At 60.5% G+C, this 22,389-nt stretch carries 16 protein-coding genes and 3 pseudogenes; 7 read left to right on the top strand and 12 right to left on the bottom strand.

Going from position 1 to position 22,389, the window contains the following annotated elements; translation table 11 throughout:
• The first annotated feature begins 498 nt into the window (after positions 1–498).
• The 3 genes from ACFQT0_RS05285 to ACFQT0_RS05275 are packed head-to-tail and all read left to right on the top strand — an operon-like array spanning position 499 to position 3,319.
• Positions 499–1,206: a transaldolase family protein gene (locus tag ACFQT0_RS05285; protein ID WP_380200986.1), complete on the top strand. Its 708-nt coding sequence runs from the start codon at positions 499–501 to the stop codon at positions 1,204–1,206.
• On the top strand, positions 1,194–2,972 hold the full coding sequence (locus ACFQT0_RS05280) for a transaldolase family protein (RefSeq protein WP_380200984.1): 1,779 nt from the start codon (positions 1,194–1,196) through the stop codon (positions 2,970–2,972). The genes ACFQT0_RS05285 and ACFQT0_RS05280 overlap by 13 nt, the downstream gene beginning before the upstream one ends.
• A gap of 14 nt (positions 2,973–2,986) precedes the next feature.
• On the top strand, positions 2,987–3,319 hold the full coding sequence (locus tag ACFQT0_RS05275) for a hypothetical protein (RefSeq protein ID WP_380200982.1): 333 nt from the start codon (positions 2,987–2,989) through the stop codon (positions 3,317–3,319).
• A gap of 142 nt (positions 3,320–3,461) precedes the next feature.
• On the opposite strand, the gene araA is transcribed toward ACFQT0_RS05275, so the two are convergent.
• From araA to ACFQT0_RS05235, 8 genes and pseudogenes are all read right to left on the bottom strand, one after another.
• On the bottom strand, positions 3,462–4,952 hold the full coding sequence (araA, locus tag ACFQT0_RS05270; RefSeq protein WP_380200980.1) for an L-arabinose isomerase: 1,491 nt from the start codon (positions 4,950–4,952) through the stop codon (positions 3,462–3,464).
• A 94-nt stretch (positions 4,953–5,046) separates the two neighbouring features.
• A pseudogene (locus ACFQT0_RS05265) lies at positions 5,047–5,749 on the bottom strand (L-ribulose-5-phosphate 4-epimerase).
• Complete coding sequence (locus ACFQT0_RS05260; protein ID WP_380200978.1) at positions 5,746–6,216, bottom strand: FGGY-family carbohydrate kinase; 471 nt, start codon at positions 6,214–6,216, stop codon at positions 5,746–5,748. Before ACFQT0_RS05260 ends, ACFQT0_RS05265 begins: the two are co-directional and overlap by 4 nt.
• Entirely contained in the window at positions 6,180–6,437 is a 258-nt protein-coding gene (locus ACFQT0_RS05255) for a hypothetical protein (protein ID WP_380200976.1), read from the bottom strand. Before ACFQT0_RS05255 ends, ACFQT0_RS05260 begins: the two co-directional genes overlap by 37 nt.
• The gene (locus ACFQT0_RS05250; RefSeq protein ID WP_380200974.1) at positions 6,395–7,522 is read right to left on the bottom strand and encodes a ribulokinase; all 1,128 of its coding nucleotides are present in this window, start codon (positions 7,520–7,522) and stop codon (positions 6,395–6,397) included. Before ACFQT0_RS05250 ends, ACFQT0_RS05255 begins: the two co-directional genes overlap by 43 nt.
• Before the next feature lie 114 nt (positions 7,523–7,636).
• Entirely contained in the window at positions 7,637–8,692 is a 1,056-nt protein-coding gene (locus tag ACFQT0_RS05245; RefSeq protein WP_380200972.1) for an aldose epimerase family protein, read from the bottom strand.
• Between the two features lie 727 nt (positions 8,693–9,419).
• Positions 9,420–9,992 carry a T9SS type A sorting domain-containing protein gene (locus ACFQT0_RS05240; RefSeq protein WP_380205914.1) on the bottom strand — a complete coding sequence of 191 codons (573 nt, stop codon included), beginning with the start codon at positions 9,990–9,992 and terminating at the stop codon, positions 9,420–9,422.
• A 243-nt stretch (positions 9,993–10,235) separates the two neighbouring features.
• Positions 10,236–11,138 (bottom strand): annotated as a pseudogene (locus ACFQT0_RS05235) (Ig-like domain-containing protein); the annotation flags it as partial.
• 1,057 nt (positions 11,139–12,195) lie between these two features.
• Between ACFQT0_RS05235 and ACFQT0_RS05230 the strand changes: the two are divergent.
• Positions 12,196–13,620, top strand: a complete 1,425-nt coding sequence (locus ACFQT0_RS05230) for an amidohydrolase family protein (protein ID WP_380200970.1) — start codon at positions 12,196–12,198, stop codon at positions 13,618–13,620.
• Between the two features lie 302 nt (positions 13,621–13,922).
• A complete protein-coding gene (locus ACFQT0_RS05225; protein WP_380200968.1) occupies positions 13,923–14,276 on the top strand; it encodes an ASCH/PUA domain-containing protein in 354 nt (117 codons plus the stop codon).
• Positions 14,277–14,419: 143 nt separating this feature from the next.
• Here ACFQT0_RS05225 and ACFQT0_RS05220 read toward each other — a convergent pair whose 3' ends face one another.
• Genes ACFQT0_RS05220 through ACFQT0_RS05210 form a run of 3 tightly spaced genes read right to left on the bottom strand, consistent with a single transcriptional unit; the run spans position 14,420 to position 15,519 of the window.
• On the bottom strand, positions 14,420–14,599 hold the full coding sequence (locus ACFQT0_RS05220; protein ID WP_380200966.1) for a hypothetical protein: 180 nt from the start codon (positions 14,597–14,599) through the stop codon (positions 14,420–14,422).
• Positions 14,568–15,068 (bottom strand): hypothetical protein, encoded by a 501-nt coding sequence (locus ACFQT0_RS05215; RefSeq protein WP_380200964.1) that lies wholly within the window; start codon positions 15,066–15,068, stop codon positions 14,568–14,570. The genes ACFQT0_RS05220 and ACFQT0_RS05215 overlap by 32 nt, the downstream gene beginning before the upstream one ends.
• 19 nt (positions 15,069–15,087) lie before the next feature.
• On the bottom strand, positions 15,088–15,519 hold the full coding sequence (locus ACFQT0_RS05210; RefSeq protein ID WP_380200962.1) for a hypothetical protein: 432 nt from the start codon (positions 15,517–15,519) through the stop codon (positions 15,088–15,090).
• 221 nt (positions 15,520–15,740) lie between these two features.
• Here ACFQT0_RS05210 and ACFQT0_RS05205 point away from each other — a divergent pair, with 221 nt between their 5' ends.
• A complete protein-coding gene (locus ACFQT0_RS05205; protein WP_380200960.1) occupies positions 15,741–16,907 on the top strand; it encodes a Gfo/Idh/MocA family protein in 1,167 nt (388 codons plus the stop codon).
• Positions 16,908–17,126: 219 nt separating this feature from the next.
• Here the strand turns inward: ACFQT0_RS05205 and dxs are convergent.
• Positions 17,127–19,072 (bottom strand): annotated as a pseudogene (gene dxs / locus ACFQT0_RS05200) (1-deoxy-D-xylulose-5-phosphate synthase).
• A 317-nt stretch (positions 19,073–19,389) separates the two neighbouring features.
• Here dxs and ACFQT0_RS05195 point away from each other — a divergent pair.
• A complete protein-coding gene (locus tag ACFQT0_RS05195; RefSeq protein WP_380200958.1) occupies positions 19,390–22,344 on the top strand; it encodes a TonB-dependent receptor domain-containing protein in 2,955 nt (984 codons plus the stop codon).
• The last annotated feature ends 45 nt before the right edge of the window (positions 22,345–22,389 follow it).

The following is a 22,389-nucleotide window of genomic DNA, read 5'->3' as shown; positions in this document are numbered from 1 at the left end:
AGGGCTTGCGACGCCACTGAGGGCCCGTTTGCTTTCAGCAAAAACGGCTTCTGCTCCCCGTTCGCTTCCTGCGGCCGCCATGCGGCCAGGCGCGGCCCCGCCAAGCCGCGTATCGAAAAATTGAGCTGGAATTGAGCTGAAATAAAGAGGGCTGGCCAGCCGAAGCTGCTCAATATGGCGTACTCACCAAAAAACGCTCATGCTGAGGCGAAGCATCTTTACCGCTTCGTCTGTCATCCTGAGCATGTCGCGCATCAAGCGAGGACGAAGGACCTTATCACGCCTCAACGATTCGTTCAACGGTGATAAGGTGCTTCACAAGCGGACGCCAGATGAGCATGACAGACGATTCTGGACAGGCGATTGGGTTGCTTCCCCACGCGGAATGCTGCGCTCGGCATGATGGATTTTTCCATCGAGACCGCAATTCGCCACGGCAGTAGTTGAAAACAAGCCGGTTCTTTCCGGACCTTTGGCGCACTTACTAACTGAAATTCTATGAACCCTCTCGTAGCCATTCGCGAGTTTGACCAGAGCCTCTGGCTGGACTTTATCAGTCGTCCCATCCTGATTGACGGCAAGTTGCAGCGCCGCATCACCGACGAAGCCCTGCGCGGGGTGACGTCGAACCCGGCCATTTTTGCCAAATCCATCGGCGAAAGCACCGACTACGATTCGGCCATCAAGGCGCTGGCCCTGCAAGGCAAAACAACTGACGAAATCTACACCAGCCTGGCTGTGGCCGACGTGCAGCAGGCCTGCGACCTGTTTCGCCCGCTGTACGACCGCGAGCACACCAGCAGCGACGGCTACGTGAGCCTGGAAGTATCGCCGACGCTGGTGAACGACACGGCAGGCACCATCGAGGAGGGCCTGCGCCTGTGGAAAACGGTGGACCGGCCCAACGTCATGATAAAAGTACCCGCCACGCTGGAAGGTCTGCCCGCCATCCGCCGCCTCATTGCCGAGGGCGTGAACGTGAACGTGACCCTGATTTTTGGGCTCGAGCGCTACCGCCTGGTAACGGAGGCCTTTTTGGCCGGCTTGGAAGACCGCGCGAAAGCCGGCCTGCCGCTGGCCCGCATCGACTCGGTGGCGAGCTTCTTCCTCAGCCGCATCGACGTGCTGATAGACCCCATGCTGGAAAAAATCGCGGCCGAAGGCGGCGAAAAAGCGCCCTGGCGCAGAGTCTGGTGGGCGAAGTAGCTCTGGCCAGCGCCAAGCTGGCTTACCAGATGTACAAGGAGATTTTCTCGGGCCCACGCTGGGAAGCGCTGCAGGCCCAGGGTGCCGAAACCCAGCGCCTGCTGTGGGCCAGTACCGGCAATAAAAACCCCAAGTACGACGACCTGAAATACGTCGAAAACCTCATCGGCCCGAAAACGGTGAACACCGTGCCGGTTGAAACGCTGGACATCTTCCGCGAACGCGGCCAGCCCGCAGTGCGCCTTGAGGAAGGCCTCGACAAAGCCCGCGAAGTGCTGCGCCGCCTGCCCGAGCTGGGCATCAACCTGGAAGAGCAAACCAACTTCCTGGAAGTGGACGGCGCCAAGAAATTCAACGAGCCCTTCGGCAAGCTGATGCTGTCCATTGACACGAAGCGCAAGCAGGCCCTGGTGGCCGATGTGGTGCCCGTGGCGATGCGCCTGGGCGGCTACCAAACGGCCGTCGACAACAAGATTCTGGAGCTGAACGACAAGAAATTCACGGAGGGCTTCTGGGATAAAAAGGCTGACCTCTGGGTGCAGGACGCCGCCGGGCAGGAGAGCATCCGCAGCTTCATGGGCTGGCTGCGCGTGGCCGAAACCATGGTGGGCCGGGTGCCCGAAATTGAGCAGTTTGTGAACGAGGTGAAGGCCGCCGGCTTCCGGCACGTGGTGGTGATGGGCATGGGCGGCAGCACCATGGCGCCCATCGTGTTCAAGGCCGCCTTTGAGCAGGGCGAAAACGGCCTGCCGATGTCGGTGCTCGACACCACCGACCCCGGCACGGTGCGCCAGATTGAAGCGTCGGTGCCGCTGGCCGAGACGCTATTCATCGTAGCCAGCAAGTCGGGCACCACGGCCGAGCCGCTGGCCTTCGGCGACTATTTCTACGCCAAGCTCAAGGAGCTGAAAGGCGAGCGGGCCGGCGAAAACTTCGTGGCCATCACCGACCCCGGCTCCAAGTTCGTGACCTCGGCCACGGCCCAGGGCTACCGCCGCATCTTCCTGAACTTCCCGGACGTGGGCGGGCGGTTCTCGGCCCTCTCCTATTTCGGGCTGGTACCGGCGGCGCTGTACGGCCTGCCCATCGGCGAGCTGCTGGAGCGCGCCATCCGCATGATGCGTGCCTGCGGCGCGTACTGCCCGGTAAAGCGCAATCCCGGCCTGGAGCTGGGCGCAGCGCTGGGCGTGCTGGCGCAATTGGGCCGCGACAAGCTCACGCTGGTGGTGCCCGAGCAGCCTGAGCGACCTGGGGTTGTGGCTGGAGCAGCTCATCGCCGAAAGCACGGGCAAGGAGGGCAAGGGCATCCTGCCCGTGGCCGGCGAGCCCTCGGCGAGCCGAGCCTCTACGGCCAGGACCGCGTGTTTGTGTACGTGGGCTACAAAAACCAGCCCGACGAGGCCAACGCATCGAAACTGAAGGCCCTGGAGCAGGCCGGCCACCCCATCATCACCATCCTGATGGACGATGCGCTGGACCTGGGTCAGGAGTTTTACCGCTGGGAAGTGGCCACGGCCGTGGCCAGCGCCGTGTTCGGCATCAACCCCTTCGACCAGCCCAACGTGCAGGCCGCCAAAACTGCTACCGACGGCCTGATGAAGGTGGTAGAAACCCAGGGCAGCCTGCCCGAAAAGAGCCAGCCCGTGGCCACCGAAAACGGCATTGCCTACTACTCATCCGTGAGCGGCAGCAACGCTGCTGAGGTGCTGAAGGCCTTTTTGCCCAGGCCCGCCCCGGCGACTTCCTCTGCCTGCAAGCCTACCTGACCGAAACGCCCGCCGTGAGCGAGTGCCTGCAGGAGCTGCGTCGCCGCGTGCAGCAGCAGTACCACATTGCCACCACTTCGGGCTACGGCCCACGCTTCCTGCACAGCACCGGCCAGTACCATAAGGGCGGCCCCGACACGGGCCTGTTCGTGCAGTTCACCGACGACAACCCGAACGACCTGGCGCTGCCCGGCCGCTCCTACACCTTCGGCACCTTTAAGAATGCCCAGGCCCTGGGCGACCTGGAGGCGCTGCAGAGCTACCACCGCCGCACCCTGCGCGTGCACCTCGGCTCCGATGCCGAGAAAGGCCTGCGCACGATGCTGGCGGCGCTGCCTAAGGCATAAGCCCGGTTTAAAGCAACGACTGAACGTCATGCTGAGCTTGTCGGAGCATCTTGCCCGCAGTCACTAATTCCTTCGATTGGATTAGTGGTGGCGGTAAAAATGCTTCGCTGCGCTCAGCATGACGTTCTTTTTATGCCTTCTTCTATCGTCCGCCAAACGCCACTTCGTTGTAGCGCAGCTCGTTTTTAAAGGTGCGCAGCTTGGTGTCGGCGTCGATAATCACGAATTCGATGCCGGCCATTTCGGCGAAGTCTTCCAGGTATTCGGCGGTCAGGTTTTGGCTGTAGCCGGTGTGGTGGGCACCGCCGGCCAGAATCCAGGCGGCCGCGCCGGTGGCTAGGTTGGGCTTCACTTTCCAGAGCACGCGGGCTACGGGCAGCTTGGGCAGGTCCTGCGCCGGGGCCACGGCTTCTACCTCGTTCACAATCATGCGGAAGCGGTTGCCCAAGTCTACGATTGTGGCGTTCAGGGCCGGGCCGGCGGGGCAGTTAAATACCAGGCGGGCCGGGTCGGCCTTGCCGCCGATGCCTAGCGGATGCACTTCTACTTTCACCTTGCCTTCCGAAATAGTCGGGCAGATTTCCAGCATGTGCGAGCCGAGCACCTGCTCGTTGCCGGGCGCAAAGTGGTAGGTGTAGTCCTCCATGAAGGAATTGCCGCCGGGCAGGCCGGCGCCCATCACCTTCATGGCGCGCACCAGGGCCGAGGTTTTCCAGTCGCCTTCGCCGCCGAAGCCGTAGCCTTCGGCCATGAGCCGCTGGGTGGCGATGCCGGGCAGTTGGGCCATGCCGTGCAGGTCCTCGAAAGTGTCGGTGAAGCCTTTGGCGTTGTTGTCCTGCAGGAATTTGCGCATTCCGGCCTCAATGCGGGCGGCTTCGCGCAAGGAATCACGCTTCGCGCCGCCGTCTTTCAGGTCGTCGCCCAGCTCGTACTCCTGCTCGTAGGTGCTCAGCAGCTCGTTCACCTGCTCGTCGCTCACCTGGTTGATAACCGCCACCAAGTCGCCGATGCCGTAGGTATTCACCGAGTAGCCAAACTTGATTTCGGCTTCTACTTTGTCGCCCTCGGTCACGGCCACGTAGCGCATGTTGTCGCCGAAGCGCACGAACTTGGCGCCCTGCCAGTCGGCCCAGGCCGAGGCCACGCGCGACCAGATGCTTAGGCTGTTGTGCACGGCCTCGCTCTGCCAATGGCCTACCACCACCTTGCGGTTGAGCCGCATGCGGGTGCCGATGAAGCCAAACTCCCGGTCGCCGTGCGCCGATTGGTTGGTGTTCATAAAGTCCATGTCGATGTCGGCCCACGGAATATCGCGGTTGAACTGCGTGTGCAGGTGCGCCAGCGGCTTTTGCAGAATCTTCAGGCCGTTTATCCACATCTTGGCCGGCGAGAACGTGTGCATCCAGGCAATCAGGCCCACGCAGTTTTCGGTGGTGTTGGCCTCCTGCATGAGCTTGTAAATCTCCTGCGGGCCGGTTAGCACCGGCTTATACACAATTTTAATGGGCAGCTTGGTGCCAAGTTCGGCGGCAATCTTCCGCGAGTGTTGGGCTACTTGCTCGAGGGTTTCGGGGCCGTAGAGGTGCTGGCTGCCGGTGATGAACCAGGCTTCGTAGTGCGAAATATCAATCATGGGTGGGTGGAATTAAGAGGAAGCCGAAGCTTACACAATCGTTAATCTAAGTCATTAGGTGTTGTTCCGGCGCGGACTAAAAGTCCGCGCTACACTACGACTGTCCGTAGTAGGAATTCACGCCGTGCTTGCGCTCGTAGTGCTTGCGAATGAGGGCGTCTTTCAGGCGCGGCACGTTGGGGCGCAGCGTGCAGCTGAGGTAGGCCATGCGGGCTACTTCTTCCAGCACGGCGCTGTTGTACACGGCTTTCTCCACGGTTTTGCCCCAGGTGAAGGGGGCGTGGTTGGCCAGCAGCACCATTTCCACTTCCGAGGGCGAGAGGCCGCGGCGCTGGAATTCGTTGAGGATTTGCCAGCCGGTTTGGTGCTCGTAGTCGCCGGCTATCATGGCGTCGTCCATAGGTGGGGCGCAAGGAATGTCGGCGGTGAGGTGGTCGGCGTGGGTGGTGCCCAGAATCGGAATGTCGAGCCTGAGCTTGGGCCCACGACGTGGCGTAGGTGCTGTGCGTGTGCACAATGCCGCCGATGTGTTCCCAGTGGCTATACAGCACGGCGTGGGTTTTGGTATCCGACGAGGGCCGCTTCTCACCCTCCAGCACCTTGTTGGCGAAGTCGAGAACAACAATGTCTTCGGGCTTGAGCAAGTCGTAAGGCACGCCGCTGGGCTTGATGGCGAACACGCCCCGCTCGCGGTCGACCACGCTGGCGTTGCCGAAAGTGAAGAGCACCAGCCCAAGCTTAGGCAGCTGCATGTTGGCGTCGTAGCACGCCTGTTTCAGGTCTTGGTATTGGCTCATGAAGCTTGATGGCTAGGTTGTAGCGTGGACTCTGCGAGTCCGCGCGTTGGCGAGTCGGTCAGCGCATCATTCACACGCGGACTCGCAGAGTCCACGCTACTGCCGAGCGTAGCGGCTTCCACAAACTGCCCAAAGGCCTGGTACTGCTCGTAGCGGGCCTGGTAGTCGGCCACGCGGGCGGGGTTGGGCTGGTAGGTTTCGGCATAGCCGCTGCCCATGGCCTTCTGGGCCGTGAGCACGTCGGGGTAGATGCCGGCTGCCACGGCCGCGTACATGGCCGAGCCCAAGGCCGGCGCCTGCTCCGACACCGCGATTTTGATGGGCCGGTTGAGCACGTCGGCCAGGGTCTGCATTACAAACTGCGACTTCTTGGCCACGCCGCCAATGCCGATAACCTGCTTGATGGCAATGCCTTCCTGCTCGAACCGCTCTACGATTTGCTTGGAACCGTAGCAGATGGCCTCCACCAGCGCCCGGAAAATCTGGGGGCGTTGCTGCCCATGGTCAGGTTCATGATGGCGCCTTTGAGGGCTTGGTTGGCGTCGGGCGTGCGGCGGCCGTTCACCCAGTCCAGGGCCAGCACGTGCGATTCGGCCGGGTCGACGGCCGAGGCGGCCGCGCTCAGCTGCACGAGCAGCGTGTCGCTCATTTCGTCGCGCAGGGCGGCTTGCAGCTCCGGCGTGAGCACCTTGAGCTGCTCAGCACGTTGTGCAGGGGCCACTCCAGAATCTGGCGGAACCAGGCCAGCAAGTCGCCAAAGGCCGACTGCCCGGCCTCCAGGCCCAGCATGCCCGGAATCACGGAGCCATCCACCTGCCCGCAGATGCCGGCCACGAGGTGGCTGCCCACTTCGGCGGTGGGCGCCACCACGATGTCGCAAGTGCTGGTGCCCATCACCTTCACCATGGAATACGCTTCGATTTCGCCCGCCACCGCGCCGGCGTGGGCATCAAATGAACCCACGGCCACCACGGTATCGGTGGTCAGGCCGAGGCGTTGGGCCCACTCCTCGGAGAGGCGGCCGGCTACTTCGTCGGCGGTGTATGTTTCGGTGAAAAGACGGTCGCGCAGGCCGGCCAGCTTGGGCTCGAGGTGCGTGAGGAATTCCTCGGAAGGCAAGCCGCCCCAGCTTTCGTGCCACATGGCCTTGTGGCCGGCGGCGCAGCGGCTGCGTTTGAAGCTGGCCAAGTCGCCGCCGGTGAGCAGCAGCGTTATCCAATCGCAGTGCTCCATCCAGGAATGCGCGGCTTGGGCTACGGCGGCGTCTTCGCGAAGCACGTGCATGATTTTAGCCCAGAACCACTCCGAGGAGTAGATGCCGCCCTCGAACTTGGTGTAATCCTCGCCGCCCCAAGCGCGGGCTTTGTGGTTGATTTCGGCCGCTTCCTCCAGGGCGGTGTGGTCTTTCCAGAGCACGAACTGGGCGTTGGGGTTTTCGGCAAACTCGGGCAGCAAACCCAGGGCCACGCCCTGCGCGTTTACCGGGCCGGGCGTTGAGCCAGTGGTGTCTACGGCTAGGCCCCGGATGTCGGCGGCGGGCACCTGCTGGGCCACGCGGCGCACCACGGCCTCCAGCCCTTCGATGTAGTCGAGCGGATGTTGGCGAAACTGGTTGCGGGCGGGGTTGCAGTATTGCAGGGTTTTCCAGCGGGCATAGTGGTGCACAGCCTGGGCTTTTTCGGCACCCGTGCGGGCGTCGATGAGCACGGCGCGCACGGAGTCGGTGCCGTAGTCAACACCGATGACGTAGGCGGGAGTGGCAGCTTGTTCCATTAAGAATGAGGAATGAAGGATGAGGAATGAAGAATTGTGAGCGAGAAATGAAGCGAGGAAGCACTAGCGGCCATTCCTCATTCTTCATTTCTCATTCTTCATTAAAGCGAAGCGCTACTTCCGCACCCCGAACTTGTAGGTGCTCACGGAGTGGAAGGTCTCGCCCGGCTTGAGTACCGTGCTGGGGAACTTGGGCTGGTTGGGCGAGTCGGGGAAGTGCTGGGTTTCGAGGCAGAAGCCGGCGTGCTTGCCGTACACGGTGCCGCCTTTGCCCTTGAGGGTACCGTCGAGGAAGTTGCCGGTGTAGAACTGAATGCCGGGCTCGTCGGTGGTCACTTCCATCGTGCGGCCGGTGATGGGCTCGTACACGGTGGCGGCCGCGTGCTGCGGCGTGGCAGCGTTGTTCAGCACCCAGTTGTGGTCGTAGCCGCCGGGCACCTGCGCGATGCGCTCGCTGATGGCGTGGGGCGTGGTGAAGTCGAAGGCCGTGCCCTTCACGGGGCGCAGCTCACCGGTCGGAATCAGAGTGGCGTCCACTACCGTGTAGCGGTCGGCGGGGATGGTCACTTCGTGGCCCAGAATATCCTTGCCGGCACCGTGGTTCAGGTTGAAGTAGGCGTGGTTGGTCAGGTTGAGGGGCGTGGCCTTATCGGTCGTGGCCGTGTAGTCGATGCGCAGGGCGTTGTCGTTGGTGAGGGTGTACACCACTGCCACGTTCAGGTTGCCGGGGTAGCCCTCTTCGCCGTCCTTGCTCAGATAGCTCAATTTCAGAGTTTGGCCATCGGCCGAGGTGCCGGGCTCGGCCTTCCACACCACTTTATCGAAGCCCACTTTGCCGCCGTGCAGCGTATTCGGGCCATTGTTAGTAGCCAGAGTATAAGTCTTGCCGTCGAGGGCGAATTTGCCGCCTTTGATGCGGTTGCCGTAACGCCCAATCAGGGCCCCGAAGTACGGACCCGACTTCAGAAACTCGGGGCTCTGGTAGCCGCTCACGTTGTCGAAGCCGAGAATGACGTCGCCCATCTTGCCGTTTTTGTCGGGCACGATGAGGCTGGTGAGCGTGCCACCAAAATTGGTAATGGTGGCCTTGGCCCCGCTGGCGTTGGTGAGGGTGAAGAGCTGCACTTCGGTGCCACTGTTGGTTTTGCCAAAGGATGCGGATGTGGGCATGGCGGTAGATTTCGTTTGGGTGGAATCGGCAGCGCCTGGGGCTGTCGCCGTGGTTTGGTCGGCGGATTTATTGGACCCGCAGGCAGCCAGCAACAGCAGGCTGGTACATGGTACGGCCAAAATTCCAAAACGAGAGAGCTTGGTCATAAGGAGATAATCAGAAAAATGGGAAGAGATTGGGGCAAAGTTTATTAGCGAACAGGTTGCGCCTCACCCCTACCGGGCACGGCCCTTGAAACCGCTCGAATGCGTCCGGTGACCGCCGCATCAACCGCCTGAAACAAAGCCGCCCAAAGGCTTGCAGTGGTTGGAGCCGTTGCTTGGCCAGGTGTTTTAGCCTATGGCGTTTTCATAAGGACGGTGAGGTAACCGGCGAAGATATACACAATCGATTGTGTATTGCAACCCTTGGTTTAGGTGGCGTCAGTATATCAAGAGGCTATCCGAATAGGCCGTAAAGTGAAAAGTCATGCTGTATCTGGCATCCGCTTGTCGAAGTACGACGTTCTTTTTTTGTTTAGAACCAAGTCTTATGTCAATGCCTAAAGCAGCTTCAGGGTCAGTGTACCCGATTGGCCTCATCCCGGCCCATTGCTTTTATTTTAGTCAAGGGCCCTGACCCCAACATCAGCCCAATTTCAAAACGCAACAGCCAGCTAACAAAAAGACCCGAACCGTAAGTGGTTCGGGTCTTTTTGTTAGCTGGCTGTTGAAAGCCTGTTGGCTGCTACTGGTGACTCATGCGAACCACCTGCTGCTGGTTGCCCTGGCGGACGGTGAGGTAGTACAAGCCGCGGGGCAAGGAGCCCGCCTCGGACAGCTCAACTTCCTGTACACCCTCAGCAGTCGACACCGTCTTAGTGAGTACGGTCTGGCCAAGAACGTTGCGTACGGTGAGTGTCACCGCGGCAGTGCTCAACGAATTGAACTGCACCGATACCGTTTTGTCGTAGGGGTTAGGCAGTACACCGGCCTGGAAAGCCTGCGACACTGCACCGGTCTTCAAGCTGCGCACTGGCGAGAAAGCAGTAGTACCGTCGGTATCTACCTGCCGCAAGCGGTAGTAAACCGTAGCGTTGGCAACTGTCAGGCTCACATCCGCGAACTGGTAGTTGATGCGGGTGCTGCTATTTCCGGCGCCCTGGCGCTGGCCCACCTTTTCGAAGGTTGCGCCATCTAAGCTACGCTCGATGTCGAAGTAGGCGCTGTTCTTCTCGGAAGCCGTGGCCCAGGTCAGGACAGGCGTTTTGCCATTCCAAGCGGCATCGAAGTTGATGAGCTCAACTGGCAGAGGGCGCAATACGGTAATAGTTGATATGGCAGTATTGCAAGTCCGAACACTCTCATCCTTAACTGTGTAGATGGTAGAATAACCAGGGTTGACAGTTATGCTTGACGTATTAGACGAAAGAGTAGTGGTAACACCGCCTGTTGTTGCCGTCCAAACGAATGGGTACGTCCCATTAGTTGCTGTCAGGGTTACGTATGTTCCAGCAACTATCGTTTGCTGAGTGGGCGATACAGCTAACCCCGGGCTAACATTAACTGTAATGTCCGGCTGCGTGGAAGTACCGCAGGTAGTTTTGATGACACTGCGGTAAGTAGTAGTGCTGGCAGGAGATACCGTAAAGCTGGCCGCAGTTGAAATAATGGTACCCAGGTCAGCAGTATTATACCACTCGTACGAGGCACCCGTGATGTTCGTAGTAGCGGTGAGGGTAGTAGAAGAACCTGTGCAAATAGCCGTAGAGGAGGCAGTAGCGCTATAAGTTGGCGATGTAACAGTTACCGTTACGCTAGCCGTCGTGGTATTATTCGTCGCAGCACAGGGCGTGGTCGCAGTAACGGTGTAGGTATATGTACCAGCAGCAGTGGGAGTAACAGTTAATGAGGCGCCAGTGCTGGGAGTAGTTATGCCAGGGCCTGTCCATGAATAAGTAGCACTAGCAGTGGCTGTGATAGCTGTCAAGGTCGTAGAGCCACCAGTGCAAATCGTTGGAGCAGAAGGCGAGATAGTAACCGGCGCAGCCGTGTTGCTAGTGGTTACTGCGGCCGTTGAGGTAAGGATGCCACAGGGAGTGGATACTCGTACCCCGTACGTAGTGGTAACGCTCGCACTAGTGCCGCCAATAACAGGAGTCAAAAAAGTTGAGCTATTCCCAAGAGGGACGCTGGGGGCTGCAGTGTCATACCATTCGTAAGTTAGTGTAGTCGAAGTAGTGTCTGAATAGCTAGCAGTCAGGGTAGTCTGACCATTTCGGCAAATAGTGATAGCGCTAGGAGAAACGGCCACGCTATTTACTGGAACCGTAATTTGCTGGGAAACGGTGCCGCAGGTAGTAGAAGTGGCACTAACCGTATAAGTGGTGGTAGTGGTAGGGTATACTGTTATGCTGCTCGGCTTGTTTGCATCTGTAGAAGTGCTGGTGGTATATATCGTGGCCATTCCTGGCGCCGTCCAAGTGTAGTTGCCATCGCTGGCGCCCGAAGCATTTAAAACCACACCTGTACTAGTTGGCACACCTTTACTATCGAAGGTGGCGGGGCAAACGGAGGTAGCACCGCCCGGAAAAGCAGCAACAACGGATAGAGTTGGGCTCAAGGTTACGTATAGTACGTTGTCCTTGTTAATGTCACCGTTATTTTTATAGGTGGTGGAACGCAGCCGATACGTAGTGGCCGTGGTAAGCGAAGGGTTTATTTCCAGCTTATTGGGAACACTTGTGGTACCGGATAAGACAAATCTTGTAACAATCTCATCTAGCACGTCACCTCCCGACGTGGCCCCTCTGCTAATAACTCTTGCCCAGGTCAATTGAGCGTCAGAAGATGAGCTTCCTCCTAAAATGTACTGGGCGCCCGCTACTGGACATACTGGAACCGTTGCATTATCCTGCCCATTATTATACGTAACAGCGGCTGCTCCACTCCGATAAATTGTTATTTGGTTAGCCGCATCGGCCGCGAATCCCTTGAAGGACAAAAGGAGCAAGCCGAAGCAACTCAGAAGCGTAAGTAGTTTTTTCATAGAAGTAGTCATTTACGAGTAGACAGTGCAATTTACTCCACACCAATACAAACATACGATATATTCACAAACAATAGCACTGAAGTACCTCATAAGTGCTTAAAATTGAGATTTCTACTCACCGTTATTATGGTTATTCTAATTTGATTTTTAACTTATTTTTTATTAAACATATAGTATATTTAAGAGAATAGTAACATTCAATGGCGGCATTCTGACTACCATTACTGCTCGCCTTCGGATTATTATGACTTTACTTCACCACCGACGCTGACGCAGCCATGCATTGCATAAGAATCAGCTTGGCCTGATGCAAATGGCTCACAACTCTACAGGTTCGGCACATGGCTCCTTTCCCGCGGTTGAACCTTGTCCATTGCGTTGAATACCCTCGGGCAAGCACTCGGAACTCTTTCAAAGGCGCTGTTTAGCCCGCAAGGCGTATACTGCGGGCCGAATTCTTATCCTCCGTCCGATGGTTCCCTCTGCCTTCCAGCGCCTGCTTCTGGGTGCTTTCCTTTCCTGTTTGGCCACAATGCCCAGTCAAGCCCAGCAGTTCACCCCGCAGGTACAGGAGTACATCAAGGTAAATGCGCCGACCGTGGCCCTAACCGATGCCAAGGTGATAGACGGCACCGGCCGGCCAGCCCAACTTCACCAAACGGTGCTGCTGCAGAACGGCCGGATTGTGCAGGTGGGACCAGCGAAGAAGGTGAAGGTACCGGCCGGGGCGCAGGTCATCAACTGCGCGGGCAAGACGCTGATACCGGGCCTGGTGATGCTGCACGAGCACCTGTACTACACCATGCCGGCGGGCCCTTACTTCAACATCGCCCAGATGCCTTACTCCTTCCCGCGGCTGTACTTGGCCGGGGGCGCCACCACCATCCGCACGGCCGGCAGCATTGAGCCGCAAACCGACCTGGCCATCAAGCGCATGATAGGCGAGGGCAAGCTCATCGGGCCCGACATGGACGTGACGGCGCCGTACATTGAAGAGCCCAGCATGGACATCCCGGCCCTGAACACGGTGAAAGGCCCCGAAGACGCCGCAGCCACCACCCGGTTTTGGGCCGACAAGGGCTGCACCTCCTTCAAGATGTACATGCACGCCACCCGGGCCGACCTCGCGGCCGTGGTGCGCGAGGCGCATCCGCGCAAGCTGAAGATAACCGGCCACCTGTGCTCCATTACGTACCGGGAAGCTGCTGAGCTTGGCATTGACAACCTGGAGCACGGCTTCATGGCGAGCTCCGATTTTCAGCCCAACAAAGCGCCCGACGTGGCCGACTACCCCGCCGCCCGCAAGTCGCTGCTGCGGCTGCCGGTGAACAGCCCGGAGATGAAAAGCCTCATCGGCTTCCTGATAAGCAAGAAGGTGGCGCTGACCTCTACCCTGCCGGTGTTTGAGCCTTATACCAACCGCGAGGTGGTGCTGGGCGGCGGCCTGGAGGCCCTGATTCCGCAGCTGCAGGAACGCGAAACGGCCACTTGGAAGCAGAACCAGCTCAAGGACACAGCCAGCGTGCGGCTGTTTAAGAAGGAAATGGCCTGGGAAAAGCAGTTTTACGACGCCGGTGGCCTGCTCGTGGCGGGCACCGACCCCACCGGCGCCGGCCGGACCATTGCCGGCTACTCCAACCGCCGCCAGATTGAGCTGCTGGTGGAAGCAGGCTTCACCCCGGTGCAGGCCATCAAGATAAGCACGCTGAACGGCGCCACGTACCTGGGCCGCGAGAAGGAAATCGGCAGCATCGAAGCCGGCAAGCAGGCCGACTTGGTCCTCATCGACGGCGACCCGGAGAAGGACATCCAGCAGGTGCGCAAGATGGAAATCGTCTTCAAAAAGGCGTGGGTTTCGATTCGGCGAAGCTTTTCGAATCGATGCGGGGCAAAGTAGGATTGAATTAAAATCCGGCAGCCCGCCTCCTCCCCCGAATGCCGCAAAGCAGCCTGAAAAATCGATTGGGACTGAAAAGGTATTCGACTATACCATATTATTTTACCAGGTTGAGCTAATTTTCTACTGAACGAACTATGCTGATTTGCTTACTGTTAAACCCCTTGCGCTATTCTATTTTATTATCTTTTGACTATCTTCCAATAGCCGCCTGGGCTTAGCTCAGGCCCAACCCCAGCAACCGGTACCAGCGCAGTGCGCTGCTCGCCCAAAGCTGGCACTTATCCTAAAAGACTATCCCGATGACTACAAACTCTGTTTACACCGACCAGTTCGTTCCTCAGTTCCAAATCTCAAACTCAGCCCAACGCCAGACACACGAGCTAAAAACCTGGCCGTCGTGCTTCGCGGCGGCCAGTGCCGGCAACAAGCCCTTCGACGTGCGCGAAAACGACCGCAGCTTTCAAGTGGGCGATATGCTGATACTCCGCGAGTTCAACCCCGAAACAGAGCAGTACACCGGCCAGACCCTGACCCGCTGGGTGAGCTACGTGCTCGAAGGCGGCGCCTTCGGAGTTCAGCCCAATTGGTGCGTGCTGGGCTTCAGCGACTTGCCCCCGATACCCGCTGGCATTACCGACATCCGGCTCTGGTAGTAGCCGGCTGGCCTTTGCTACCACAAAAACGTGGTGGCACACGATGTTGAGCTTTTTCCAGCTCGTAGCGGCGCAAAGCAGCTCCAGCGCAGCCGAATCTTAAGCTACGCACCTGCCTTTGCCTCAATTTCTTAACCGAAGATTCAGCGCCGCTTGGGTGGCCCGGCTGCCAGGAACGCGCGGATGTTGTCGTTCAGGAATTTGGCGTCCACGGGGTTGGGGGCGGCGCCGGCGGTGTGGCCCCATAGCGAAGGAATGGGCTTGAGCTGCACGCCGGGAATAAAGGCCGCCTCATAGCGTGCGTCGGTGAGCGGAAAGTACAAGTCTGTTTCCGAAGGCATGTACAATATCGGCGTTTTGATGGCGCGCAGGGCCTTTTCCACGTCGCCGCCGAAGCCCGGCGTGGTGCCCACGTCGTGCCGCTCCCAGGTGCACATCTGTAGAATCAGGTCGTTGGCATCGGCGCCGGGGATGAAGTTGGTTTGGTACTCGTGCAGCAGCCTGCTCGAAGGTGGTACCGGGCTTGGCCGTGGCGCGCCACAGCTCGCGCCGCCACCACTCCTGCGAGTACAGCCACGCCGTCCAGACGGTAGCGAAGGCTTCGAGGCCCTTGGTGGGCGGAGTTGTGTACTCGCCGTTTTGAAAGGCGGCATCGGCGGTGAGGGCCGCAATCTGGCCTTCGAGGCGCACCACGCCGTGCGGATAGGTTTTGGCCGTGCCCGATGTGGCCACGATGCGGTCGGCAAACGCGGGGTAGCTCACGGCCCACTGAAAGGCCTGCTGGGCGCCCATCGAAAAGCCAATAATGGCCTTAAGGTGCGTGATTTTGAGGTCCTGGGCCAGCAGGCTGGTGCACCGCCGCCACGTTGTCGCGGATGGTCATGACCGGGAACCGGGGCCCATGAAACGGCTCGGGCGTGTTGCTCGGCGACGAGGACTTGCCGTTGCCAAACAGCTCGGTGGCCACCAAAAACACTTTCGCCGTATCCAGGGCCTTGCCCGGCCCAATGAGCCACTCGTAGCCGTGGTGGTCGGCCATGTAGTGCGAGGGCAGGAGAATGGCGTTGTCGCGCGCGGCGTTCAGGTGGCCGTAGGTGCCGTACACCACCCGGGCTTGCGGGAGGGTTGTGCCGCTTTCAGTTCGAAAATTAGTGATAACGAACGTGTGGTGCTTGGCGCGGTCCACACGCTTCGTGGCCGGAGCATCCTGAGCCAGCAAGCGGCTGCTGGCCCCAACTACCATGGCTGCGGCGAATAAAAAACAGCGTAAAAACGAAGGCATAGCGGAGAGGAAAAGAGGATTGAAAGTGCGGAAACGGTTCGCCCGTGAGGCAACTACAAGCCAGTGCCCAAAACGTTGGGCACGGCTCAGCTTTGGCTAAAAAGGTTCTGCGGACCCTAAGTTCTACCATAACCCACAGTTGGCCCCAATAGTAAGCTTCTTTATTGCCAACTGTCTGCGTTATGAAAATCCTAGCCGACCACCTTCCCTCCCGCCGTGATTTTATGCGCCTGCTTTCGATGGGTGCGGGCGCCACGGTGGGCGGCACCGCGGCCTTGGCCCAACCGCTGCGCTGGCTGACCGGGGACACTTTCGCCGACCGCAAGCTGGGCGTGGCCCTGGTGGGGCTGGGCAAGTACAGCACCGGCCGCCTGGCCCCCGCCCTACAGCAAACCAAGTGGTGCCGGCTGGCGGGCATCGTAACCGGCTCGCCAGCCAAGGCCGCGCGGTGGAAGCAGGAGTACAACCTCTCAGATAAGAGCATCTACGACTACAAGACTTTCGACCGGATAGCGGACAACCCCGACATCGATATTGTGTACGTGGTGCTGCCCAACGCCCTGCATGCGGAGTACGTAGTGCGCGCCGCCCAGGCCGGCAAGCACGTTATCTGCGAAAAGCCCATGGCCACCTCCGCCGCCGATGCCCGACGCATGATTGAGGCCGTGCAGAAAGCCGGCAAGAAACTCAGCATTGGCTACCGGCTGCACTTCGAGCCCCACCACCGCGAAATGATGCGCCTGGGCCAGCAGCAGGTATTCGGGCCAGTGCAGCGGCTCCTCGCGGATAACGGCTTTAAGTTCAACAACGACACGCCCTGGCGCGTGAGCAAAGCCCTGGGTGGCGGCGGACCGCTCATGGACATGGGCATCTACTGCGTGCAGGGATGTATCTACACCAAGGGCCAGGTACCGGTGTCCGTCACGGCCAAATTCACCCCAAAAACGGACCCCGTGCTCTTCAAGGAGGTAGAAGCCGGCGTGAACTGGCAAATGCAATTCGCCGACGGCTCCGTGGCTGACTGCCGCACTACCTACGCCGAAAACATGGCCAGCCGCCTGCGGGCCGATGCCACCAAGGGCTGGGCTGAGCTGGCGCCGGCTTTTGGCTACGGTGGGCTGCAAGGCCGCACCAGCCAGGGCGCCATGAACATTCAGAATGTCAACCAGCAAGCTGAGCAGATGGACGACTTTGCCGACTGCATCCTCCGCAACAAGCCCACCCGCGTGCCCGGCGAAATGGGCCTGCGCGACGTGCGCCTGCTCGAAGCCATTTACCGCGCCGCCGAAACAGGCCAGAAGGTTTCCACCAAAGAGGTTGCGGCCGTGCTAGATAAAGTGAGCCGGTGATTTTAGACCAATCCCCGGAATGTTATCAATCAGAACGTCATGCTGAGCGCAGCCGAAGCATCTCGCGTGCTTCAACTAATCAATGCCATTGCAACGAATGGCTTACTGCTGCACGCGAGATGCTTCGACTCCGCTCAGCATGACGTTCTAGGATTACAGGAAAAGAAAAGCCCCGATAGCTGATGCTACCGGGGCTTTTTCGCGATTCTTTAGAAGCTGCTACCGCAACACCGTGGTCCGCGCAGCAGCCGAAACTTTGGCGCCTTGGTCGCGCACGGCCTGGGCGATGCCTGCGGCGTCGAAGCCACACTCTTTATACAGCTCATCCTGCGTGCCGTGCTCCACCACCCGGTCGGGGATGCCGAGGCGGCGTACGGGCAGGTGGAAGCCGTGGTCGGTCAGGAACTCGAGTACCGCCGAGCCGAAGCCGCCGGGCAGGCAGCCGTCTTCTACGGTCACGATTGCGCGGTAGCGGCGGGCGATGTCGCGCAGCATTTCCTCGTCCAGCGGCTTGCAGAAGCGCATGTCGTAGTGGCCCGTGTCGAGGCCTTCAGCCAGCAAGGTTTCAGTGGCTTTTACCGCATAGTTGCCGATGTGGCCGATGCTGAGGATGGCCACGCCGCCCTCGGCGCCTTCGCGCACTACGCGGCCCGTGCCGATGGCCACGCGCTGCAGCGGCGTGCGCCACTGCGGCATCACGCCCTCGCCGCGCGGGTAGCGGATGCTGAACGGGCCAGCGTTTTCGGGCAGGGTGGCGGTGTACATCAGGTTGCGCAGCTCCTGCTCGTTCATCGGGGCCGACACCACGATGTTGGGGATGCAGCGCATGTAAGCGAGGTCGTAGCAGCCGTGGTGGGTGGGGCCGTCGGCGCCAGCAAACCCGGCGCGGTCGAGGCAGAACACCACGTGCAGGTTTTGCAGGGCCACGTCGTGCACCACCTGGTCGTAGCCCCGCTGCATAAACGAGGAGTAGATGTTGCAGAACGGCACCAGCCCCTGCGTGGCCAGACCGGCCGAGAACGTAACGGCGTGCTGCTCGGCAATGCCCACGTCGAAGGCGCGGTCGGGCATGGCGGCCATCATGATGTTCAGCGACGAGCCCGACGGCATGGCCGGCGTCACGCCCATCACCTTTTCGTTGGCCTCGGCCAGCTCCACCATGGTGTGGCCGAACACATCCTGGTACTTGGGCGGCTGCGGCCTATCAGGGGTCTTTTTGTAAATCTCCCCGGTGATTTTGTCGAACAAGCCCGGGGCGTGCCACAGGGTCTGGTCTTTCTCGGCCAGGGCATAGCCCTTGCCCTTCACCGTCACGCAGTGCAGGATTTTGGGGCCGGGAATGGATTTCAGGTCGTTGAGGATGGTGACGAGGTGCTGCACGTCGTGGCCGTCCACGGGCCCGAAGTAGCGGAAGTTCAGCGCCTCAAACAGGTTGCTTTGCTTGAGCAGGGTGGCCTTCATGGCGGCCTCTACTTTGCGGGCAATCTGCTGCGGGTTGGGCCCGAACTTGCTGAGCTTGCCGAGCACGTTCCAGAGTTCGTCGCGCACCTTGTTGTAGGTGCGGGAGGTGGTAATGTCGGTGAGGTATTCCTTGAGCGCGCCCACGTTAGGGTCGATGCTCATGCAGTTGTCGTTGAGGATAACCAGCAGGTTGGAGTTGGCCACCCCGGCGTGGTTCAGGGCCTCGAAGGCCATGCCCGCCGTCATGGCGCCGTCGCCGATGACGGCAATGTGCTGCCGGTTTTTTCACCCTTGTAGTCAGAAGCCACGGCCATGCCCAGCGCCGCCCCGATGCTGGTGCTGCTGTGGCCCACCCCAAAGGCATCGTATTCACTCTCGCTGCGCTTAGGAAAACCCGACATGCCGTGGTAGCGGCGGTTGGTCGGAAACTTATCGCGGCGGCCGGTAAGAATTTTGTGGCCGTAGGCCTGGTGGCCCACGTCCCACACCAGCTGGTCGTCGGGGGTATTGAAAACGTAGTGCAGCGCCACCGACAGCTCAACCACGCCCAGCGAGGCGCCGAAGTGCCCGCCGTAAATGCTCACCGAGTCGATAATAAACTCGCGTAGCTCGGTGCTAAGTTGGACTAATTGCTCAGGAGCGAGCTTTTTAAGGTCATCGGGCGAGTCAATCGCCGCTAAGAGCGGGCCGGGTTCAACTATCATCGGGGCAGCGTCGGTGGGATGGTGACGGTGTGTAACCATCTGGCCCGCTAAAAGATTGGCGCGCCAGCACAAAGGTACGACGCCGGACGAAGAGCGGTTGTTAAAAGCAGCACAATCAAAGCGGCAGAATCCGGGCGTTTGTCGGGGTCTGCGGGGCGGTAATCGAGTTTGTGCCAGTGCGGGTGCCTTTCGGGAAGACCTTTGCGTATCGGCAAGCCGATTGGGCCGGTTTCCGGTTGTAGTGTTTTAAAAATCAAAAAAGGACGCCGGATGCAACCTCCGGCTCAATTTGTGGCACTTTGGCCGCTATGTATTGTATGAGACAAAACTTACCGGCCACCGCCGTATTGCTGACCGCCCTGCTGGGCACCTCCCTATTGGCCTCGGGCCAGCAAAGCCCCGGCGGCCGCCCGGCGGCACCAGCCGGCGCCACCGCGGCCCCGCGCGCCGCTACCGGCCGCATTACCGGTACGGTAACCGAAGCCGGCACCAGCAAGCCCGTTTCTTACGCCACCGTGGCCGTGCTGGATGGGGCGGGCAAAGTGGTGAACGGCGGCGTGGCCGGCGACGACGGCAAGTTCATTCTGGCCGGCATCCCAGCCGGTACCTACACCGTGCAAATCAGCTTCCTGGGCTTTAAGAACGAGGAGCGCCCCGGCGTGGTGGTGCCCGCGGGCAGCCCCGTCGACCTGGGCACCGTGGCCCTGGCTGCTTCCGCTCAAAAGCTGGGCGAAGTGGTGGTCACGGCTCAGAAGGCCATCATTGAAGAGCGAGTGGACCGCACGGTGTACAACGCCGAAAACGACCAGACCACCCGCGGCGGCGACGCCACCGACGTGCTCAAGCGCGTGCCCATGCTGAGCGTGGACCTCGACGGCAACGTGAGCTTGCGCGGCAGCTCCAGCATTCGCGTGCTCATCAACAACAAGCCTTCGACCATCGCGGCCAGCAGCATTGCCGACGCGCTGAAGCAGATTCCGGCCGACCAGATTAAAACGGTGGAAGTCATCACTTCGCCTTCGGCCAAGTACGACGCCGAAGGCTCGGGCGGCATCATCAACATCATCACCAAAACCAACACCCTGCGCGGCGGCACCCTGGGCGTAAACCTGAGCACCGGCCTGCGCAGCACCAACCTGGGCCTGCAAGGCGGCTTGCGCACCGGCAAAATGGGCTTTTCGCTGGGCGGCTTTGGCCGGTCGCAGTACAACACGCCGGGTGAGTTCACCAACACGCAGGTGACCCGCAGCCTGGCCACCGGCGCGGCCACCACCACGGTGCAGAGCGCCGAAAGCCGCCAGCAGGGCATTTTTGGGCGCTACACCCTGGGCTGGGACTACGACATCAACCAGTTCAACGCCCTGCAGGCCTCGGTTTCGTACGGCTCGCGCAGCGGAAACAGCTACCAGGACCACTTGATGCGCACCACGTACGCCGGGGCTTTTGCCACCGGCACGCCCATTGGCAGCGACGTGCGCGACACGTATTCGAAAGACCGGTCGGGCACCGTCGATGCCAGCCTGACGTACACGCACACCTTCGACAAGCCGCAGCACGAGTTCAGCATCCTCACGCTGTTTAGCCGCAACGACCGCACCAACAGCTTCACAAACACGGTATTGAATTCGACGCAGCCCGGTCCGGCGCGCATCGAGAACGAAAACCCCAGCTACAACGAGGAATACACGGTTCAGTTTGATTACCAGAATCCCATCAGCAAAACCCAGATTCTGGAGGTGGGCGCCAAGAACATTCTGCGGCGGGTGAATTCGGATTACGCTACTACTTCATACGGGGCCGGTGGTGAGGTGCTGCCCTCGGTGGGCCTGCTCTCGTCCAGCAACGTGTTTACGTACCGCCAAAACGTGACGGCGGGCTACGCAGCCTATACCCTGGGCTTGCCCAAAGGCTTTACCCTCAAGCCCGGCGTGCGCTACGAGTACACCACCATTCAGGCCAATTTTGCCCGCTCGGAAGCGGCCAGCATCCCCGACTACGGCGTGCTGGTGCCCAGCGTGAACCTCTCGCGCAAGCTCTCGAACGGCAACGTGCTGAAGCTGGCTTACAACCGCCGTATTCAGCGCCCCTCCCTGCAGTTCCTGAACCCCAACGTGAACGCGCAGAACCCCAAGAACGTGAGCCAGGGCAACCCCTACCTCTCGCCCGAATACACCAACAACTACGAGCTGGGCTACAGCACCTTATACAAGCGCCTGAACCTGAACTTCAGCACGTTTGCGCGCAACACCACCGGCTCCATCGAAGCCCTGCGCTCGGTGCGCGGCCGCGACACGGTTTCGACCAGCTATGCCAACATCGGCCAGCAGAATTCCTACGGCGGCAGCGTGTTTGCCAACCTCAACAGCGGCAAATTCAACTTTAACGCCGGCACCGACTTCTACTATACCACGCTCACCAACAACGTCCCTGACCGCAATTTTGCGGCCTCCAACGAGGGCTTTGTGTTTGGCGGCCGCATGGGCGGCTCCTATAATTTCACCCCGGTGTGGGGCGTGCAGGCCCTTGTGTACTACCGTGGCCGCCAGGTGCAGCTGCAGGGCAACCAGAGCGGCCAGGGCTTCTACACCCTGGGCGTGAAGCGCGACTTTGCCGACAAGCGCGGCAGCCTGGGCTTTGGGTTCGACAACTTCTTTACCCCCACCATCACCGTGCGCAACACCGTGGTGTCGCCGCTCATTGACCAGGCCAGCGCCAACCAAGTGCACAGCCTGGGCTTTCGGGTTAACCTGAGCTACCGCATCGGCAAGCTTACGGCCGCGCCTCCCACGCGCCGCGGCAAAAGCATCAACAACGACGACCTGAAGGGCGAAGGCGAAGGCGGCGGTGGCGGCGCTATCGATGCTGGCGGTGCCGGTGGCGCTGCGCCCGCCGGCGGCGGTGGCGGCCGTCCCGCAGGCGGCCAGCGCCCTGCTGGCGCCGGTGCTGCTCCCGGCGCACCTGGTGCTCGCCCGGCTGGCGCTCCCGGCGCTCCGGCTGGCACGGCCCCGGCAGCCGTGCCCGGCGCGCAGCCCCTCACGGCCCCCGACAGCACGACCACCGACTCAACCAAAACCCTGCCGAGCACGCTGCCCGGCACGGCGCCGGCCCAGTTGCGCCCCACGGCTCAACCTGCCGACTCGACCCGCCGCCAGCCTACGGCTCCGCTCAACACGCCCATGAACCCCATCAACTCGCCGGCCAACGCGCCGTCGCCCGGCACTACCACGCCGGGCGGCATTACGCCCGCTGGCAGCCCGGGCGGGCGCCCCTAACAGGATAGCAGCCGGGCAATCCCTACTTTTGCCCGGCTGCCTTTT

The sequence above is a fragment of the Hymenobacter humi genome, assembly GCF_042665855.1.
In the GTDB taxonomy this organism is placed as follows: domain Bacteria; phylum Bacteroidota; class Bacteroidia; order Cytophagales; family Hymenobacteraceae; genus Hymenobacter; species Hymenobacter humi.
This window is presented reverse-complemented; position numbering and strand designations above follow the sequence as displayed.

Coding starts and splice junctions, on each gene's coding strand:
- ACFQT0_RS05285 (WP_380200986.1), top strand. CDS start 499: ATGAACCCTCTCGTAGCCATTCGCGAGTTTGACCAGAGCCTCTGGCTG.
- araA (WP_380200980.1), bottom strand. CDS start 4,952: ATGATTGATATTTCGCACTACGAAGCCTGGTTCATCACCGGCAGCCAG.
- ACFQT0_RS05250 (WP_380200974.1), bottom strand. CDS start 7,522: ATGGAACAAGCTGCCACTCCCGCCTACGTCATCGGTGTTGACTACGGC.
- ACFQT0_RS05245 (WP_380200972.1), bottom strand. CDS start 8,692: ATGCCCACATCCGCATCCTTTGGCAAAACCAACAGTGGCACCGAAGTG.
- ACFQT0_RS05230 (WP_380200970.1), top strand. CDS start 12,196: ATGGTTCCCTCTGCCTTCCAGCGCCTGCTTCTGGGTGCTTTCCTTTCC.
- ACFQT0_RS05225 (WP_380200968.1), top strand. CDS start 13,923: ATGACTACAAACTCTGTTTACACCGACCAGTTCGTTCCTCAGTTCCAA.
- ACFQT0_RS05215 (WP_380200964.1), bottom strand. CDS start 15,068: ATGGGCGCCCAGCAGGCCTTTCAGTGGGCCGTGAGCTACCCCGCGTTT.
- ACFQT0_RS05210 (WP_380200962.1), bottom strand. CDS start 15,519: ATGGTAGTTGGGGCCAGCAGCCGCTTGCTGGCTCAGGATGCTCCGGCC.
- ACFQT0_RS05205 (WP_380200960.1), top strand. CDS start 15,741: ATGAAAATCCTAGCCGACCACCTTCCCTCCCGCCGTGATTTTATGCGC.
- ACFQT0_RS05195 (WP_380200958.1), top strand. CDS start 19,390: ATGAGACAAAACTTACCGGCCACCGCCGTATTGCTGACCGCCCTGCTG.